The organism is Ruegeria sp. ABV3_008, from assembly GCF_056161185.1.
Window position 1 is genome coordinate 201,676 of sequence record NZ_JBSWYP010000010.1, and the last position, 15,954, is coordinate 217,629.

Consider the following 15,954-nt stretch of genomic DNA (forward strand, 5'->3'; position numbering starts at 1 on the left):
GGAATGCTCTGGGATGCGCTCAGCCTGCAGCTTGGCTATAACGCCACGCTGGTCGCTATTGGTGCGAGTTTGTTGGGAGTCTCGGCCGGCGTGACTGGTACCTTTCTATTTTTGCGCAAACGCGCGTTGGTAAGTGACGCGATCAGTCATGCGACCCTGCCGGGGGTTTGTCTGGCCTTCATGCTGCTTGTGGCTTTGGGTGGGGACGGGCGCAACCTTCTGGGGTTGCTGGCCGGGTCGGCGGTATCGGCTTGGGTTGGTCTGCTCTGCCTGAACTGGCTAACCCGCAACACGCGACTGGCCGAGGATGCCGCCATCGGCGCGGTTCTGTCTGTGTTCTTCGGCTTTGGCATCGTTCTGCTGACCGTCATTCAGACCATGGGCGTTGGTCGACAAGCGGGGTTGGAGGGGTTCCTTCTGGGCTCAACCGCTGGGATGCTCTGGGCGGATGCCTTGATCATCGCAATCGGAGGCGCGGCGACCCTGGTGCTGGTGATGATCCTGCGTCGCCCTATGACTTTGGTGGCGTTTGACCCCGAATATGCCGCGGCCCGGGGCTTGCCCGTGCATCGCATTGACCTCGCGATGATGGGGTTGGTGATGGCGGTCACTGTGGTCGGCCTGAAAATCGTCGGCCTGATCCTGATCGTGGCTTTGCTGATCATCCCCCCGGTCACCGCGCGGTTCTGGTCCGAGCGGTCGGATCGCGTTGTCTTGCTGGCCGGTCTCGCGGGCGGTTTGGCGGGCTATATCGGCGCCGCCCTGTCGGCGACTGCGCCGAATCTGCCGACTGGGCCAATCATCGTCCTGGTCAGCTTCGCCTTCTTTGTCCTGTCCCTGTTCCTCGCCCCGGTCCGAGGCGTTCTGGCCGCCGTTCTGCGCCATCTGAGGTTCCAACGTCGGGTGCATATCCGACAAGGGCTGTTGGCTTTGGCGCAAGGCCAGAAAATCTACGAACCTTTAACCCTGCGCCTGTTGCGACGCGCTGATCTTGTTCGTGCTGATGGCGTGGCGACCGAGGCTGGCAAAGCTCGCGCTGCCAAAGCGTTGCGCGATGAAAAGCGGTGGGAGGTCGTTCGCGCAGATCAGGCGCACGAAGCGACTGCCGCGCTATACGATGGCCTGCGTGACATCGAAACCGTACTGACCAAGGATCAGATCGCGGAAATAGACAATCGCATCGGCGGACCACAGGGGGTTCCGGCATGAGCGGTGAGGAATTCGTACCACTGTCGCTGACGCCACTGCTGATTGGCACCTTTGCAGCGATTGCCTGCGCCTTGCCCGGCAACTTCCTCGTGCTGCGCAAACAGGCGCTGATCGGGGATGCGATCAGCCATGTGGTTCTACCCGGCATCGTTGTAGCCTTTCTGCTGACCGGAGCGATCTCAACCTGGCCCATGATGCTGGGCGCGGCGGGAGCGGCGATCGTGGCCGTTGTTCTGATCGAGGCGATCAGGAGGCTGGGCCAGATCGAACCGGGTGCGGCTATGGGCGTGGTCTTTACCACCATGTTCGCGGGAGGCGTGCTGCTGTTGGAGCAGACGGATACTTCAACCGTACACTTGGACGTGGAACATGCGCTGTATGGCAATTTAGAAAGCCTGATCTGGCTGGATGCGACGGGCTGGTCCTCGCTTTGGGACCTGCAGGCCTTGGCCGGGCTGCCGCCGGAACTGCCTCGGATTGCAGTGACGATGCTGGGTGTTTTGCTGTTTACATGGCTCTTCTGGCGGCCGCTGAAAATCTCGACCTTCGATGAGGGGTTCGCGCGTACCATAGGCATCCGCACCGGCGCGCTAGGGTTGGCGTTGGTCATCGTCGCCGCGATCGCTGCTGTTGCCGCCTTTGATGCCGTCGGCTCGATCATCGTGATCGCCATGTTCATCTGCCCCCCTGCTGCGGCGCGCATGATGACCAACCGGCTGGAGACGCAAATCGCCTGGAGCGTGGGTTTCGCCATCCTCTCAGCTGTTTCGGGATATGTGCTGGCCGGGTATGGCCCGCTTTGGCTGGGCGCGGCGGACGCCGTAAGCGCGGCAGGGATGATCGCCACCATGTCCGGCGTGATCCTGGCCCTGACCGCCATTTTCGGCCCGTGCCGCACCCGAGTGGGTGCGCACACACCTGCGTGAAGCGGCACTTTCCTGCCACTGGTTCCCGCAGGTCATCGGCTGAACTTTGCCCAGAGTAAATAAAGATGACTCTTAATAAGCAATTTAACTAATTGCATGTTAGGTCAATTACACTACCGGCTAACAACTACCACTCACTTCGGTAAGTCCGGGCAGGGTTCGGTGAGGGCGGCACAGCCAGCCCCCGAACACTGTCCGGCCCCCCTCCCTTCTTGATCTGAAAGATCGGCCGATATTACGGTTCAATCCGGTGGCAGAATCGGGCCGTGATGTGCTAGGTCTGGTGGTATGGCGCAGACGACCCCCAATATCAGCGAAACACGACCCGTTATCCGGCAGCTAGACGATGCTGCGATCAACCGCATCGCCGCTGGTGAAGTGGTCGAACGTCCGGCCTCGGCCGTCAAGGAACTGGTCGAGAATGCCATCGACGCCGGAGCCACCCGTATTGCCATAGATATCGCGGACGGGGGCAAGACCTTGATTCGTGTCACCGATGATGGCTGTGGTATCGCGCCCGAGGATCTGCCGCTGGCCTTGTCGCGCCATGCGACCTCGAAAATCGACGGGTCGGACCTTTTGAACATTCACACCTTCGGCTTTCGGGGTGAAGCTTTGCCCTCGCTCGGCGCGGTAGGTCGTTTGTCGATTACCAGCCGCGTTCCGGGGGCGGATGCTGCGTCAATTGCGGTGTCGGGCGGCAAAATGGAGACGGTGAAGCCCGCCGCCCTTCGTGCAGGAACAGTGGTCGAACTGCGCGATTTGTTCTTCGCCACGCCGGCGCGGCTCAAGTTCATGCGCACCGATCGGGCCGAGGCTCAGGCCATTGGCGATACGGTCAAACGCCTCGCCATGGCTGAGCCTTCCGTTACGTTCACCTTGCGCGATGTTTCGGGTGGAGGTGAGGGTCGCGTGACCTTCCGCGCCGACCGCGAGAACGGCGATCTTTTCGATGCCCTCCACGCCCGTCTGGCCCGCGTGATCGGTCGCGAGTTCGCCGAAAACGCCCTGCAGATTGACGCGACCCGCGAAGGTATTCGGTTGTACGGCTATGCTGCCCTTCCGACCTATTCGCGCGGGGCTGCTGTCGCGCAATACCTGTTCGTCAATGGCCGTCCGGTCCGTGACAAGATGCTGACCGGCGCACTTCGGGCGGCGTATTTCGACTTCCTCAGCCGTGACCGCCACCCGGCTGCGGCGCTGTTCATCGACTGCGATCCGACGCTGGTGGACGTGAACGTGCACCCCGCCAAATCCGAGGTCCGGTTCCGCGATCCCGGCGTTGCGCGCGGTTTGATCGTTTCCGCCCTGCGCCATGCGCTGGCCGAAGCCGGGCATCGGGCGTCCTCAACTGTTGCCAACGCGACATTGGGCGCGATGCGGCCCGAGGCGCCTCAGCCTACCCCTGCGCGGGTCTACCAGATGGATCGCCCGTCCCAGGCGGCTCGGCAAGCAGCGTATCGGGCGCAATCCCCCGGCTTTGCCGAACTGGCGAGGGACTATAGCGGCAGCATTGTCGAGCCGACCCCGGTGACCGCTGAAGAACCTACGCCTCAGGACCTGCCATTGGGGGCCGCTCGTGGGCAGGTGCATGAGAATTACATCATCGCGCAAACCGCCGACGGAATGGTCATCGTCGACCAGCATGCCGCGCATGAACGGTTGGTTTATGAAAAACTCAAAACGCAGATGGCCGAAAAAGGCGTCGCCGCGCAGGCTTTGCTGATCCCCGAGATCGTCGAACTGTCCGAAGGCGATTGCGCGCGGCTGATGGCAGTGGCCGATGACCTCGCGCGCCTTGGCCTGACGCTCGAGCCTTTTGGCGGCGGCGCCATCGCCGTGCGCGAAACCCCCGCCATTCTGGGCGAGGTCGATGCCCGGGCGATGATTCTGGATATCCTCGATGAGCTGGCCGATCAGGGCGACAGCCAAATGGTGCAGGCGCGGATTGAGGCGATCCTCAGTCGCGTTGCCTGCCATGGCTCGATCCGCTCTGGCCGCCGGATGCGGGCCGAGGAAATGAACGCCCTGCTTCGCGAGATGGAGGCGACGCCGCATTCCGGTCAATGCAACCACGGGCGACCCACTTATGTTGAACTGAAACTCAGCGATATCGAGCGTCTGTTCGGGCGCAGTTGATCCGGTCTCGCGAAGCGTTTAAGAAGATAGAAACAAAACGAGAACACACAGGTTTATATGATCGAGATTGCAGGCACCCAATATGCACTGAATGACCCCGTAATCCTCGTTGCGGGTGGCGTTCTGGCGCTGATCCTTTTGTTGCTGTTCCTGTCGCTGCGGGCGTCGCAGCGTTCCGCGCGGATGGCAGAACCTCTGGCGCGTCAGATGGCGCATCTGGGGCAACATGTGCAGGCATTGGGGCAGGGGCAGGAGCAATTGCGCGGCGGGTTGCAGCATGTCTCAGACACGCAGGCCAATGCGCAGGTGCAGGTGATTCAGACGGTCGAATCCCGCCTGTCCTCGGTGCAGCAGCAGATGAATGACCGGCTGGCCGACAATGCCATGAAGTCGGCCCGCGCGCTGGCTGAAATGCAGGAGAGGATGAAGGAGTCGCTGCATGGGTCCTCCAAGCAGACCGCAACCTCGCTGACCCAGCTGCAGGAGCGGTTGGCCGCCATCGACAAGGCGCAGGACAACATCACCAAGCTGTCCGGCGATGTGTTGTCGTTGCAGGATATCCTGTCCAACAAGCAGACCAGGGGCGCGTTTGGTGAGATTCAGCTGAACGACATCGTCTCCAAGGCGCTGCCGCATAACAGTTTCCAATTGCAGGCGACCCTGTCGAACGGACGCAGGGCGGATTGTCTGATCCATCTGCCGAACCCTCCGGGGCCGATTGTCATCGACAGCAAATTCCCGTTGGAGGCCTATGAGGCTCTGATTGGATCGACCAATGACGCCGAGCTAAAGGCGGCGGTTCAGATGTTCCGCAGCACGGTGCGCAAACACATCAACGATATCGCCGAGAAGTACATTCTGGATGGCGAAACAGCCGATGGCGCGCTGATGTTTTTGCCGTCCGAGGCGGTCTATGCCGAGTTGCACGCCAAGTTCCCCGAATTGGTTCAGGAGAGTTTTACCAAACGCGTCTGGATCGTGTCGCCGACCACCTGCATGGCGACGCTGAACACGATGCGCGCGATTCTCAAGGACGCGCGGATGCGGGAACAGGCGGGTGCTATCCGCAAAGAGCTGGGGATGCTGCACAAGGATGTCGAGCGTTTGGGTGATCGCGTTGCCAATTTGGATCGTCATTTCGGGCAGGCGGCCAAGGACATTTCGGACATCAAGATCAGCGCGGAAAAAGCTGGCCGCAGGGCGCAACGGCTTGATAACTTTGATTTTGAGGAACTTGCGCCAGAGGCCCCCTCGGACGTCGTCCCTTTAACGCGGCACGAGGGCTGAGTGCGCATCCTGACAGACAGGTTGCTGAATGAAAAATGCGGCGCACCCGCCAGAAATTGACCAACTGCTGAGAACGGCCGAGCAGGACGCGGAACAGATCGTTGGCCTGTTGCGGATGGGTGTTGCAGCGGGCCTGGGCGTATTTTTCCTTGTCACGATCCAACCGGTTTCGAACAGCGGACACGCGGTTCTGGAGCGCCAATGGGCGTTCGCGTTCGGAACCCTTTTTGCCTATTTCCTGCTTGGCTTCGTGACATGGACAGCGGCCCGCAGGGGGCGCTTTTCGGGTTGGATGGCCTGGCCTGTGTCTGGCGCAGATTCCGTGTTCCTGATTGTCTCGGTCTGGTTGGGCTTGCTCAATACCGGCCTTATCGGGGACGAGGTCTTCGTTTTGCCCGCCGTCTGGCTGGTCCCTGTAGTCCTGGCTTTTGGAGTATTGCGCGGCAACCCCAAGGTCATGTTGATGCAGGTTGTCTTGCTGTCGCTTGGATTTCTGTTCCTGATCGGGATAAATGCAGGATCCGCGCGGGGCCATACAGATAGTCCTATTTGGCTATTTCTGGCACCGCCACCCAACCTGATCCGCGTCTTCATGATCGCCTTGGCCGGTGTGGTTCTGATCGTCGCCGCAAGGCGGGTTCACAAGTTGCTGTTCCAATCCATAACTGAGGCGCAGCGTCGCGCGAACCTGACGCGCTACCTGCCCTCGCAGGTCGTTCAAGACCTCGGCGACAGCGGATTGGCGGCTGTGAAAAACGGACGCCGCCAGAAGGCCGGTTTGATTTTCATCGATCTTCGCGGATTCACGACACTGTCGCAACAGCTGGAACCGGATGAGGTCTCTGAGCTGGTGTCGGATTACAGGCGTCGGGTCTCAGCCGTCGTGCGTCGGGAAAACGGGATCATCGACAAGTTCATTGGAGACGCCGTCATGATCGTGTTTGACGGAGAGCAGGCCGCAAAACGCTGCCTGAACTGCGGCGAAGGACTGTTGGACGAAATGGCCCGCTGGACCGCCGAGCGCAAATCGGCGGGCCTCCCATCACTTGGCACCGGAATCGGCTTGCACTGGGGTGAGGTGTTTCTCGGCGTGATAGGCGATCAGGACAGGCTGGAGTTTTCGGTGTTCGGAGACGCGGTGAACATAGCCGCACGACTTGAAAGCCTGACCCGCGATCTGGAAATGGACCTGATCGTCTCGAACGACCTTGTGACAGCGGCCGGAGGGCCGGGCCTCTTGGACGGGCTGGTCAGCATCCCCCCGATCGAGGTCAAGGGCCGCAGCGGCGCGTTAGAGCTGTTGGGGGTTCCTATCCGGTCTGAAAACGCCGAAGTCGACAGCTAGCCCAAGTAGCAACTTACTGGATCGACAGGTCCAGATTGTAGCCCACGGTTTTGCCCGTATCCCGGTCATTTCCCATCAGATAGACACGGATCGTATAGTCTCCGTCTTCGGGCAGATCGATCCGGGCGGTGTTGCCGTCGATCGAACCGTTATAGATCGCGACGCCACCGCTGCCGGGGGGCAGGATGTTGAAATAAATCACACCAATGCCGTTGGTGTCGCTGACCTTGAGATCGGCAAACATCTCTTGCCCGGCTTTTGCGCCGAGCGAGTAGTCAAAATACTCATCTCCGGTCACGGTACCGTTGACCATTGTGCCAAAGTTGCCTGGCTCGAACTTTACGTCGGCTTTCATCTGGGCGGACGCAATCGTGGCAAAGCACGCAAAGCCAAGCGCGATCAAGCTTGTTCGGTTCATGAAATATCTCCTGTCAGAGGCAGTTCTGATCCGAACTATGCACGATCAGATCCGCAGGAAGGGCTGGAAAAGGCGCGGCATCAGTTTGCTAAACTTCAGCGGTGCGTCCGTGACAGCCAAGCAGATGCAATCCTCAGTGATGTCTGCCGTCGGCGTGTGATGCAGGTCTTCATCTGCAATCTCGACATCGCCGCGGGCAAAGCGGTCAACCTCATCCGAGAAGGCGCCCTGAAGAACCATCGTCAGTTCAGTGCCGTTGTGGCTGTGATCCGGGACGGCGACACCTGCGGGAATGAACAGCAAGCGGGCGGTGGCCTCTTTGCTTGTTGGCAGGATCGCCTGTTTCACACCCATGCCAATCGGTTTCCACTGGATGTCATCAACTGTCCCACCGACGTAGTCTTGCAGGGGGGTCGGCAGGATGGCGCAGCCCGAACGAGCGGGCTTGGGGGTCGGTGCGCCTTGAGAGATCAGGGCCATCGTCGCGGCAAGGGATGCGTCACTCATGCTAACTGCATCAGGTTGTTCATCCAGAACATGTCCGCCCACGACCTCATAGCTTTCGGCGCGCGCACGGCAGTGGTCGCACAGCGACAGATGGGTTGCGACCATCAGGTCGAATGCCTCGGGCAGCGAGCCGGCGGCATAGGCCATCAGCAGCTCATCTGTCAGGTGATGTTTAATCGACTGGCTCATCTTGCTCATCTCAGTTCATCGCGTGGCGCAAGCGGTCCAGCGCCAACCTAATACGTGATTTGATCGTTCCCAGGGGCAACCCAGTCTGAGACGCAATCTCTCGGTGACTCAAATCACCGAAATACGCCTTCTCGATCAGTTCTCTCTGCGCTTCGGGCAACGCCAGCATGGCGGTGCGCAGCTGCGCGGTTTCCTGTTGCAGCGCAAGGACATCGTCCTGATCCGGCTCAGCCTCGGGGCCCCATCCCAGTTCCTCGGGTTCAGGGCGACGTTGCTTGCGCAGGACGTCAATGCGCTTGTTCCGAGCGATGGTGAACACCCAAGTGGCCACCGTGGCCCGCGACGGATCGAACAGATGGGCCTTGTGCCACAAGGTCGCCATCACCTCTTGCGCGCACTCTTCGGCCAGCGCAGCGTCTGATCCTGACTTCATCAGGAACGCCTTGATACGCGGCGCGAAATGCTGGAACAGCTCGGCAAAAGCCGCCTGGTCCTGCGCGTCTCGGATGCGCCTGACATGGTCCACCCACTCGGTCCTGGTGTCGCAACTGCCGTTCGTTCCGTTCACCTGTCTACCCTTGATGCGTTTCTTTGCGCGCCAAGGCTGAGGGGCGGCCTGTTCAGCCGCAGGTTCGTCCAAGGTCACGGTATTGATCTCGGTAAACATAACCGGATTACGCGGGGGGCACCAAGGCGGATCACTTTCATGCGACAAAAAAAGTCCAAACCGGGGTGGATTCCGTATTACAAATGACATCTCTTTTCTGAAAAGGGCGCAAGTCGAACAATTTACGGGCAAAGCAGGACGCGCGGCGGAATGAAAAATATCGACCAAATAGCAGGTTACACCTATCACGGTCGAAAAGGGGCGATTGAAAACGCCTTTCGCTATTCGGTCGATTACATCGTGCTGGACCCCGAGGCCGATCTGTCCACGCCGCTGCTTTTTTCGGTCGACCGCGTGAACATCACCAATTGGCGCAGCTCAGATCACGGTGGTGAACCTGGGCAGGGGATCGGTGCACCATGGCTGCGTGCCCGATTTGAGGAACTGGAGGTGCCCCAACCCACGCAGATCATGTTGCTGACGCAGCCGAGGGTTCTGGGTCATGTTTTCAACCCGGTCAGTTTCTGGTTCTGTTTCGATCAGGAAGGGCAGCTTTACGCCGTGGTCGCAGAGGTCACGAACACTTACGGGACGCGCCACAGCTATGTCTGCCACAAGCCGGGTTTTGCGGTCATCGACCCCTCGGACCGGGTGGTGGCGGACAAGCTGATGCATGTGTCGCCCTTCCAGAAGATTGAGGGGAATTACACGTTCCGCTTCGACTATCGCCCCGACCGTGTTGGGGTGTGGATCGACTATGGGCGTGAAGGAGGCGGGCTGATCGCCACGCTGACGGGTCCGCGCCAGCCGCTAACCAACCGGTCTATTCTGTGGTCTTTGCTGCGGCGTCCGTTTGGCGCGCGGCGCACCTTCGCGCTGATCGTGTGGCAGGCAATCAAGCTGTGGATCAAAAAAGCCCGCTTTCGTCCGTTCCGCACCGCTCCTGTTCCGGATCAGCCTGTGTCGCGGGTTCGGCGATAGTTGCCCCTCTGTTTGCGTAAGATCAAAGACTCAGCGCGCGTGTCGGGGTCTGATGTGTCGAAACCGCGAACAAAAGGAGCTGAAGGTATGTTGGAAATTTCGGCAAGGAAAGTGGCTCAGGTTGCCATGATGGGGCGTGAGCTGGGACGGGCCGAAGGTGAGTTACGCGCCTTTGTCGACCGGATGAGCGAGGATGAGCAGGCCGAGCTGGTCGCCATCATGTGGGTCGGGCGCGAAAGCTTCTTTGCCGAGGATCTGGCCGAGGCCATTGCCACCGCCAAGTCTGAGGCTTCGACCCCATGTGCAGACTATCTGATCGGCACACCGCATCTGTCGGACCATCTCGAGAACGGGTTGGATGCCTTGGGCATATCAGCTGAGGATATCGAGAACGATCTGATGTAGCCAAAGGCTCCGGATAGCGCGCGCCATCGCGCTCCATCTTCCTAAAGAAACTTTAATGGAACGCTGCTTTTTGGTTAACGCAGCGTCCCTTTATTGGATGTCAGTACTGCACTGAAAATCAAATTTAGGAGGAAAAGAAATGGCACATACACATACTGCAGAAGCCCGGACTGGCCTCTTTGGCGGTTTGTTCTCGAACTACGCGGACGCAAAGGTCGAGTTTTTTCGGAGACGCATTTTCTCGAACACTGTGCGCAATCTGGAAAGACTTTCGGATCACCAACTCGCGGATATCGGGATTGATCGGAGCGAGATCAAACAGCGCGCCTATGAGAGCGTTTTCAACGGCGCCCCGCTTCGACATTGAAACAGGGCCCACGACCGTTCGCAAACGCCGTTTTTTTAATGAGTGAGGTAACGAACATGTTTGATGTCATCCCGCCCGCAAATCAGCCAACGCCGTCCGCTACGGCACTACTACTGTTTGATCGCGCCATGCGCATTAGGGCCATAAGTCCGGAAATTGTGCGTGCCGCGCAGTATCTGGATGGCCTGAGCGACAATCAGTTGGCCGAGTTGGGCATAAACCGCAGCGATATCGAGGACACGATCAATCGATACATCTGACGCTCGGGCGTCGTAAGGAAAGCCAGACTAAGAGATGGAAAAAATACGAGATTGAAGGCCATTCCAGACATGCTGGGATGGCCTTTTTCTTTTGCCGGCTGGTTAACCCAGGTGATCCACGATTTGCAGATGCTGCGCGAGCGTGTCGATTTCACCCATCCAGCCTTGCACCAGTTTCGGATCGCTGGGCGCTGCGTGAACACCAGCAGGGATGCCGCGGTTCAGGACGGCCTCAACCGCCAGTGAGACCGGGATCGACACCAGACGTGCCATCGCGGTGCCGCGTTCATCGCCCCAGGCATCCATGACGTAGGTTTTGTTCCACACCTCAACGCCATCTTTCTCGGCTTTCAGGCCAACGCACAGAACCACGCGGTCGGGCTCGCCTTCGTCATAGGCGTTTTCGGCCCAGAACTGATCCGACATCTCTTTCAGACGCGCGTCGCCTTCGGGGCCTGAAAGGGTTTCGATTTCGGTGAACACGCCGGCCCAGGCACTGGTCCAGCCGTTCAGGCGCAGGGTGCCGCGGACGAATTCTTTGACCGGCCAGTGGTCCTCGAATTGATATTCGGCCATGAAGGGCAGCGAGTCGCGGTTGGGGTAGACCTCGAAGCTTTCGGGGGTTGGAAGCGGCGCGATGTAGCTGCTGATCGCGTCCCAGGGGCGGGCAACGTCCAGTGGCGCGTAGTCGCGGATGGATTTCGACGGTGACCGCAGCGCTTTCAGTACGCCTAAAGGCGACCAGCTGAACTTGTAGCGGAACGGATTCGGGTTCTTGGGGATGCCACCGCAATACGAGATGAAGCTCAGGTGGTTCTGCGCGTCAAAAGCATCCGAGGCGCGGTAGTCGGCCACCAAAGCATGCGCCATCAGATGGTCGATGCCCGGGTCCAGCCCGACCTCATTGACCAAAGCCACACCAGCCTCGCGTGCCTTGTCGTCCAATGCGCGCATCTCGGGCGCGATATAGGAGGATGAGACGAAGTTCGCTTCCTTGGAGATCGCCAGTTCCGCCAGCGGCACGTGCCAGTCGCCCGGCAGCATCGAGACGATCACATCACCTTTCTCCAGCACCGCGCCCAGAGCGTCGATGTCGAAGGCGCGGATGTCGTCGGTCAGGTCACCGACCTCGGCCTTGGCCTTTTCGATGGTTCGGTTCCAGACGGTAACCTTGTGCCCGCCTTCGATCAGGCGGCGCAGGCCGGGGATGGCCGACAGGCCGGTGCCACACCAGTGAATCGTCATCGCTCAGAGTCCTTCGATATGAGTTTTGTAGGTTGCTTCTGCCCGACCCCAGACGCCGCTGTCCAGATCGGTGAGCGTCAGCAGAGACGGCAGCAGTTGCACCGCGTAGTCTTGCGAGCTTTCGACCGGCAGCATTGAGGGCAGGTTGTCGATGGCCATCACGTCCATCACCGGGTCGGTCGCAACGCGCAGGGAGGGGGCCTCCCACGTGGTGGCGCGGTCATAGACCGGGACCGGGTTATAGTCGCTGTCCGGGTCACAGGCCACGTCGCCGATGGCGGTCAGCTTGCGCGGTGCGGTCAGAGCGTCACGCGGGACAAAGACCGGCGTGCCGGGGCGCGCGAAGATGCAGTTCAGGAACAGGTCATGATCCAGGATGTCCGGGAAGGGCCCTCCGCTTGCGGTTTCCGCCATGTCCCATTTGGTGACGGGGACACCCATCGCCTCGCACATATCTGCGGCACCCGTACCCACTCGGCCTAACGCGCCGATAACGATGGCACGGGGGCGGTCGGCACCGGTGGCGTCCAACTCGGCCAGCAATTCGGCGTTCAGGGCGTCTTTGTTGGCATAGACGCCGACGGGCGGGCATTCCTGTCCGCGTTGCTGTGCGGCCCATGTTTTCAGAGTGACCGCTGCCCCGGCATATCCGGCCCAATAGCCAAAGGCGGCGACACGGCGGCCGTCTTCGTCAACCAGATATTCCAGATCATAAAGCGTGCCGCCGCCAGCCTTGAACCGCTCTAGCAGTGCCCGACCGGAATGCTGGCCCTTGTAGGCATGGCCGAACATGATGTGGCGATGCGGCAGGGGGGTGCCGTCCTCGGGTAGTTCTTTCAGGCCGAAAATGATTGCGTCCTGCGGGGCCTCGGGCCAGCTGTTTTCAGCTGCGATCTCGCAGCCCGCGTCTTTGTAGCCGCCCAGCGGGATAGCGCGGACAGAGCTTTCCTCGACCGTCACACGGATGCCTGCCGCGATCAGTGCGGCGGCGCCTTCGGGGGTCAGCCCGACCCGATCCTCGTTCGGGCGCTGTTCTGCCCGGACCCAGAGATGTGTCATTGTCATTCCTTTTGTCAGAGCATTCCGGCGGCATGTGCCGCCTGAACGGAAGGGCGTGCCTCCATCGCCTCGCGGAAGGCGAGGATTTTGGGGAAGGCCGAGACATCTACGCCGTCGCCCTCCAGCCAACTGCACACCACATAGAGGTAGGCATCGGCAAGCGAGAAGGTCTCACCCAGAACGAACGGCCCGCGCAGCCCGTTCGACGAGATGTATTTGCAGGACGCGGTCATGGTCTGCGCGACCTTATCCTTCATGTCTTTCCAGCTGGATTTCTTGTCGGCCCAGCGGTGCCCGCGCATCTTGTGGGCATGGTTCACATGCATGGTCGAGGCGAGGTAGTACATCACCTCGCGCATCCGCGCGGCCATGACCGGGTCTTCGGGGACCAGCCCGGCTTGCGGCGCGATGGTTGCGATATAGTCGAGCAACGCGCCGGTTTCGGTCAGGATACCGCCATCCACCGCCAGCGCCGGAACCCGGCCCTTGGGGTTGATCTGCTTGTAGGCGGGTCTGGTCTGTTCGCCATCGGCAAAGTCCAATCGGATCGCCTCATAGTCCAGACCGGCCTCCTCCAGCGCTATGGCGACAGCGACCGAGATGGTGCGGGGAGCATAATAGAGCTGCATCGGGACCTCCTTAGAGATGGGTCTGGGCGAATTGCCGGTCTGGCGCTTCCAGATGCGGGGTTGCGTTGAAAAGAACCGGGCTGAGCTGCGCTCCAATCGGGTGGAGGCGGTGCATCGAGGTGTTCATGATGGCAAGCGCCACCCGCGCCATCGACGGGATATCCAGACCCATAGCCTGCCGGACCACCATCGAGATCAGCCCACCCGAAGTTACGACAATGGCTGGCCCGCCCTCGGTTCCGATCTCATGCAGGGCGTCACTGACGCGGGTTTCAAACTGTTCGAAACTTTCGGGCGCATCCTGGATGTCGCCATCGGCCCACGCAGCGAAAGTGCGGGGCAGGTGATCAACAAACCCTTCGCGATCAGTCGGGATCGCCACGCCGTGCTGTTCGTGAAACAGCTGCGCCAGGGTGAAATACTCGATCTCGTTTAGGCGTGCGTCGCGAACCGGCTCAGGCAGCCCCATGCTCGAGGCGGTTTCGACATGCCGGGTCAGCGTGCCGCAATAGACGCGAGGATAATGCGCGCGCGTGTCGCGCAGATGCGCGCCCAGCCAGCGCGCTTGCTGGTGGCCCAGATCGCTGAGCTTGTCGTAGTTAACCTCGTCCCGCGCCGCCGTGTTGGCCTGACCGTGACGAACCAGTGTTATATGTGACATGGCGGTCCCTCTTGCTGGCAAGTCTTAGGGCAGGTTCCGGGCCGGGGCCAGAGGGGTTTGGCAAAAATCGAAGGGTGATTGCAGGTTGCCGCCCGGGCGCTATGGTTGGCCGCGCAAGACGTTTGGGGGGAGTTCATGGCAATCAACGAAAACCGCTTTTTGGCCGATTTGCACAAGCTGCGCGAATTCGGTGCCTCGGGCGTGGGCAAAGGTGTCATCCGCCCTGCCTATTCCGAGGCCGACATTGCCGCCCGGAAATGGCTGGCGAACCGGATGGCCGAAGCGGGCCTGACCCCGCAATTTGATCCGGTCGGGAACCTGTTTGGTTTGGCCAAAGGGCCGTCCCTGCTGATGGGGTCACATAGCGATAGTCAACCCGAGGGCGGTTGGCTCGACGGTGCTTTGGGCGTGATCGCCGCGCTTGAGATTGCGCGCAGTAGCGATCAGCCAGTCTCGGTCGTCAGCTTTCAGGATGAAGAGGGACGGTTTGGCGTCACCACAGGTTCGGCCATCTGGTCGGGCGGGCTGCCTTTGGATCAGGCGGACAAACTGACCGACCATGCAGGCGTGCCGTTTGCTGCGGCTCGGGGCGCGATGGGCGATCTGGCGGAGGGCTTTGTCGATCCTACCCGTTTCACAGGCTTCATCGAGATGCATATCGAGCAAGGCCCGACGCTTGATACCCAGAAAGAGCAAATCGGCGTTGTCACCGACATCGTCGGCATACGCGATATGGTGGTTCAGTTCGACGGTCAGCAGAACCACGCCGGAACCACGCCGATGCATCTGCGACGCGACGCTTTTCAGGCTCTGTCTGCGTTCAACACCCGTCTGAATGACCGGTTCCAAAACGTGGTTACGCCGCAAACCGTCTGGACCATTGGGCATGTAGATCTGCACCCCAACGCCTCGTCCATTGTGCCTGGGCGGGTGCGGTTTTCGATGCAATGGCGTGACGGAGATGCCGGCCGCCTGGCAAGGATGGAGGAGATCATTCGCGCCACAGCCGCCGAGATCGCCGCAGAGATGAGCATGGACCTCAGCTACGGCCCGATGCTGGGACTGGAGCCGGTGCCCATGGATCCCTCGCTACGCGCCGCGTTGGAGCATGGGGCAGAACAGGTCGCGCCCGGCAAGTGGCGCAGGATGCCCTCGGGGGCGCTTCATGACGCCACCAACGTCTCGCGGCTGATGCCGGTTGCCATGCTGTTTGTGCCGTCTATCAACGGAATCAGTCACGATTTTGCCGAGGATACCGCCGAAAGTGACCTGATCGCCGGGCTTTATGTGCTGGATCACGCTGTTCAAAGGCTGCAGCCAAAACCGTAGTGAACTTTAGCGAATATGCAAATTCTCAATTGTCTGCATGACCATAGCCAAACTCCGAGTTGAAAGTGCGGCTTCGCAAACGTGCCAGTCACCAGCGCAGAGAATATCGTCTGTTGCCTAACGGAAAAAAGTTTCCTATAGGAACATTACCGATGCATGCGCTCGTATACATGCCCGCTCTGGCTGCGGTTCTGGGCCGAAACACCAAGGCTGAATCGTTGCATTAGATCCAGCTTGGGGCAAACTTACGGGTATGCGTTCCGACCACTCGATACGAAAAGGTATCTGCCATGACCGACGCACCGAAGCGCACTCCACTTTACTCTCTTCATGTTGAGTTGGGTGGGAAGATGGTTGATTTTGCGGGCTGGGAGATGCCTGTTCAGTATCC

17 protein-coding genes are annotated in these 15,954 nt (G+C 60.1%); 10 read left to right on the top strand and 7 right to left on the bottom strand.

Going from position 1 to position 15,954, the window contains the following annotated elements; genetic code table 11:
* Positions 1–3 precede the first annotated feature (3 nt).
* The 5 genes from ACXAH8_RS17410 to ACXAH8_RS17430 all read left to right on the top strand — a co-directional run bounded on the left by ACXAH8_RS17410 (position 4) and on the right by ACXAH8_RS17430 (position 6,906).
* Positions 4–1,209, top strand: a complete 1,206-nt coding sequence (locus ACXAH8_RS17410) for a metal ABC transporter permease (RefSeq protein ID WP_475220019.1) — start codon at positions 4–6, stop codon at positions 1,207–1,209.
* On the top strand, positions 1,206–2,135 hold the full coding sequence (locus ACXAH8_RS17415) for a metal ABC transporter permease (RefSeq protein WP_475220020.1): 930 nt from the start codon (positions 1,206–1,208) through the stop codon (positions 2,133–2,135). Before ACXAH8_RS17410 ends, ACXAH8_RS17415 begins: the two co-directional genes overlap by 4 nt.
* 288 nt (positions 2,136–2,423) lie before the next feature.
* Positions 2,424–4,274, top strand: a complete 1,851-nt coding sequence (gene mutL / locus ACXAH8_RS17420) for a DNA mismatch repair endonuclease MutL (RefSeq protein ID WP_475220021.1) — start codon at positions 2,424–2,426, stop codon at positions 4,272–4,274.
* A gap of 57 nt (positions 4,275–4,331) precedes the next feature.
* Positions 4,332–5,561 (top strand): DNA recombination protein RmuC, encoded by a 1,230-nt coding sequence (locus ACXAH8_RS17425; RefSeq protein WP_475220022.1) that lies wholly within the window; start codon positions 4,332–4,334, stop codon positions 5,559–5,561.
* A 28-nt stretch (positions 5,562–5,589) separates the two neighbouring features.
* A complete protein-coding gene (locus ACXAH8_RS17430; protein WP_475220023.1) occupies positions 5,590–6,906 on the top strand; it encodes an adenylate/guanylate cyclase domain-containing protein in 1,317 nt (438 codons plus the stop codon).
* Between the two features lie 13 nt (positions 6,907–6,919).
* Here the strand turns inward: ACXAH8_RS17430 and ACXAH8_RS17435 are convergent, their stop codons facing one another.
* Genes ACXAH8_RS17435 through ACXAH8_RS17445 form a run of 3 tightly spaced genes read right to left on the bottom strand, consistent with a single transcriptional unit; the run spans position 6,920 to position 8,546 of the window.
* Positions 6,920–7,324, bottom strand: coding sequence for a hypothetical protein (locus ACXAH8_RS17435; RefSeq protein WP_475220024.1), 405 nt, complete (start codon positions 7,322–7,324; stop codon positions 6,920–6,922).
* Between the two features lie 45 nt (positions 7,325–7,369).
* A complete protein-coding gene (locus ACXAH8_RS17440; protein ID WP_475220025.1) occupies positions 7,370–8,020 on the bottom strand; it encodes a ChrR family anti-sigma-E factor in 651 nt (216 codons plus the stop codon).
* A gap of 10 nt (positions 8,021–8,030) precedes the next feature.
* Positions 8,031–8,546, bottom strand: a complete 516-nt coding sequence (locus ACXAH8_RS17445) for a sigma-70 family RNA polymerase sigma factor (protein ID WP_475220036.1) — start codon at positions 8,544–8,546, stop codon at positions 8,031–8,033.
* Positions 8,547–8,837: 291 nt separating this feature from the next.
* Here ACXAH8_RS17445 and ACXAH8_RS17450 point away from each other — a divergent pair, with 291 nt between their 5' ends.
* From ACXAH8_RS17450 to ACXAH8_RS17465, 4 genes are all read left to right on the top strand, one after another.
* Positions 8,838–9,608: a DUF1365 domain-containing protein gene (locus ACXAH8_RS17450; protein ID WP_475220026.1), complete on the top strand. Its 771-nt coding sequence runs from the start codon at positions 8,838–8,840 to the stop codon at positions 9,606–9,608.
* Positions 9,609–9,695: 87 nt separating this feature from the next.
* Complete coding sequence (locus ACXAH8_RS17455; RefSeq protein WP_170661996.1) at positions 9,696–10,013, top strand: DUF3775 domain-containing protein; 318 nt, start codon at positions 9,696–9,698, stop codon at positions 10,011–10,013.
* Positions 10,014–10,152: 139 nt separating this feature from the next.
* Positions 10,153–10,380, top strand: a complete 228-nt coding sequence (locus ACXAH8_RS17460; protein WP_170473216.1) for a DUF1127 domain-containing protein — start codon at positions 10,153–10,155, stop codon at positions 10,378–10,380.
* A 38-nt stretch (positions 10,381–10,418) separates the two neighbouring features.
* The gene (locus ACXAH8_RS17465) at positions 10,419–10,640 is read left to right on the top strand and encodes a DUF1127 domain-containing protein (RefSeq protein ID WP_475220027.1); all 222 of its coding nucleotides are present in this window, start codon (positions 10,419–10,421) and stop codon (positions 10,638–10,640) included.
* Positions 10,641–10,742: 102 nt separating this feature from the next.
* Here the strand turns inward: ACXAH8_RS17465 and ACXAH8_RS17470 are convergent, their stop codons facing one another.
* The 4 genes from ACXAH8_RS17470 to ACXAH8_RS17485 are packed head-to-tail and all read right to left on the bottom strand — an operon-like array spanning position 10,743 to position 14,234.
* Positions 10,743–11,885 (bottom strand): saccharopine dehydrogenase family protein, encoded by a 1,143-nt coding sequence (locus ACXAH8_RS17470; protein WP_475220028.1) that lies wholly within the window; start codon positions 11,883–11,885, stop codon positions 10,743–10,745.
* A 3-nt stretch (positions 11,886–11,888) separates the two neighbouring features.
* The gene (locus ACXAH8_RS17475; RefSeq protein ID WP_475220029.1) at positions 11,889–12,944 is read right to left on the bottom strand and encodes a saccharopine dehydrogenase; all 1,056 of its coding nucleotides are present in this window, start codon (positions 12,942–12,944) and stop codon (positions 11,889–11,891) included.
* A 14-nt stretch (positions 12,945–12,958) separates the two neighbouring features.
* Positions 12,959–13,573 (bottom strand): glutathione S-transferase family protein, encoded by a 615-nt coding sequence (locus ACXAH8_RS17480; protein ID WP_475220030.1) that lies wholly within the window; start codon positions 13,571–13,573, stop codon positions 12,959–12,961.
* A gap of 10 nt (positions 13,574–13,583) precedes the next feature.
* The gene (locus tag ACXAH8_RS17485) at positions 13,584–14,234 is read right to left on the bottom strand and encodes a histidine phosphatase family protein (protein ID WP_170482228.1); all 651 of its coding nucleotides are present in this window, start codon (positions 14,232–14,234) and stop codon (positions 13,584–13,586) included.
* A 135-nt stretch (positions 14,235–14,369) separates the two neighbouring features.
* Between ACXAH8_RS17485 and ACXAH8_RS17490 the strand changes: the two genes are divergently transcribed.
* Positions 14,370–15,563 carry a Zn-dependent hydrolase gene (locus tag ACXAH8_RS17490; protein ID WP_475220031.1) on the top strand — a complete coding sequence of 398 codons (1,194 nt, stop codon included), beginning with the start codon at positions 14,370–14,372 and terminating at the stop codon, positions 15,561–15,563.
* Positions 15,564–15,954: the final 391 nt, after the last annotated feature.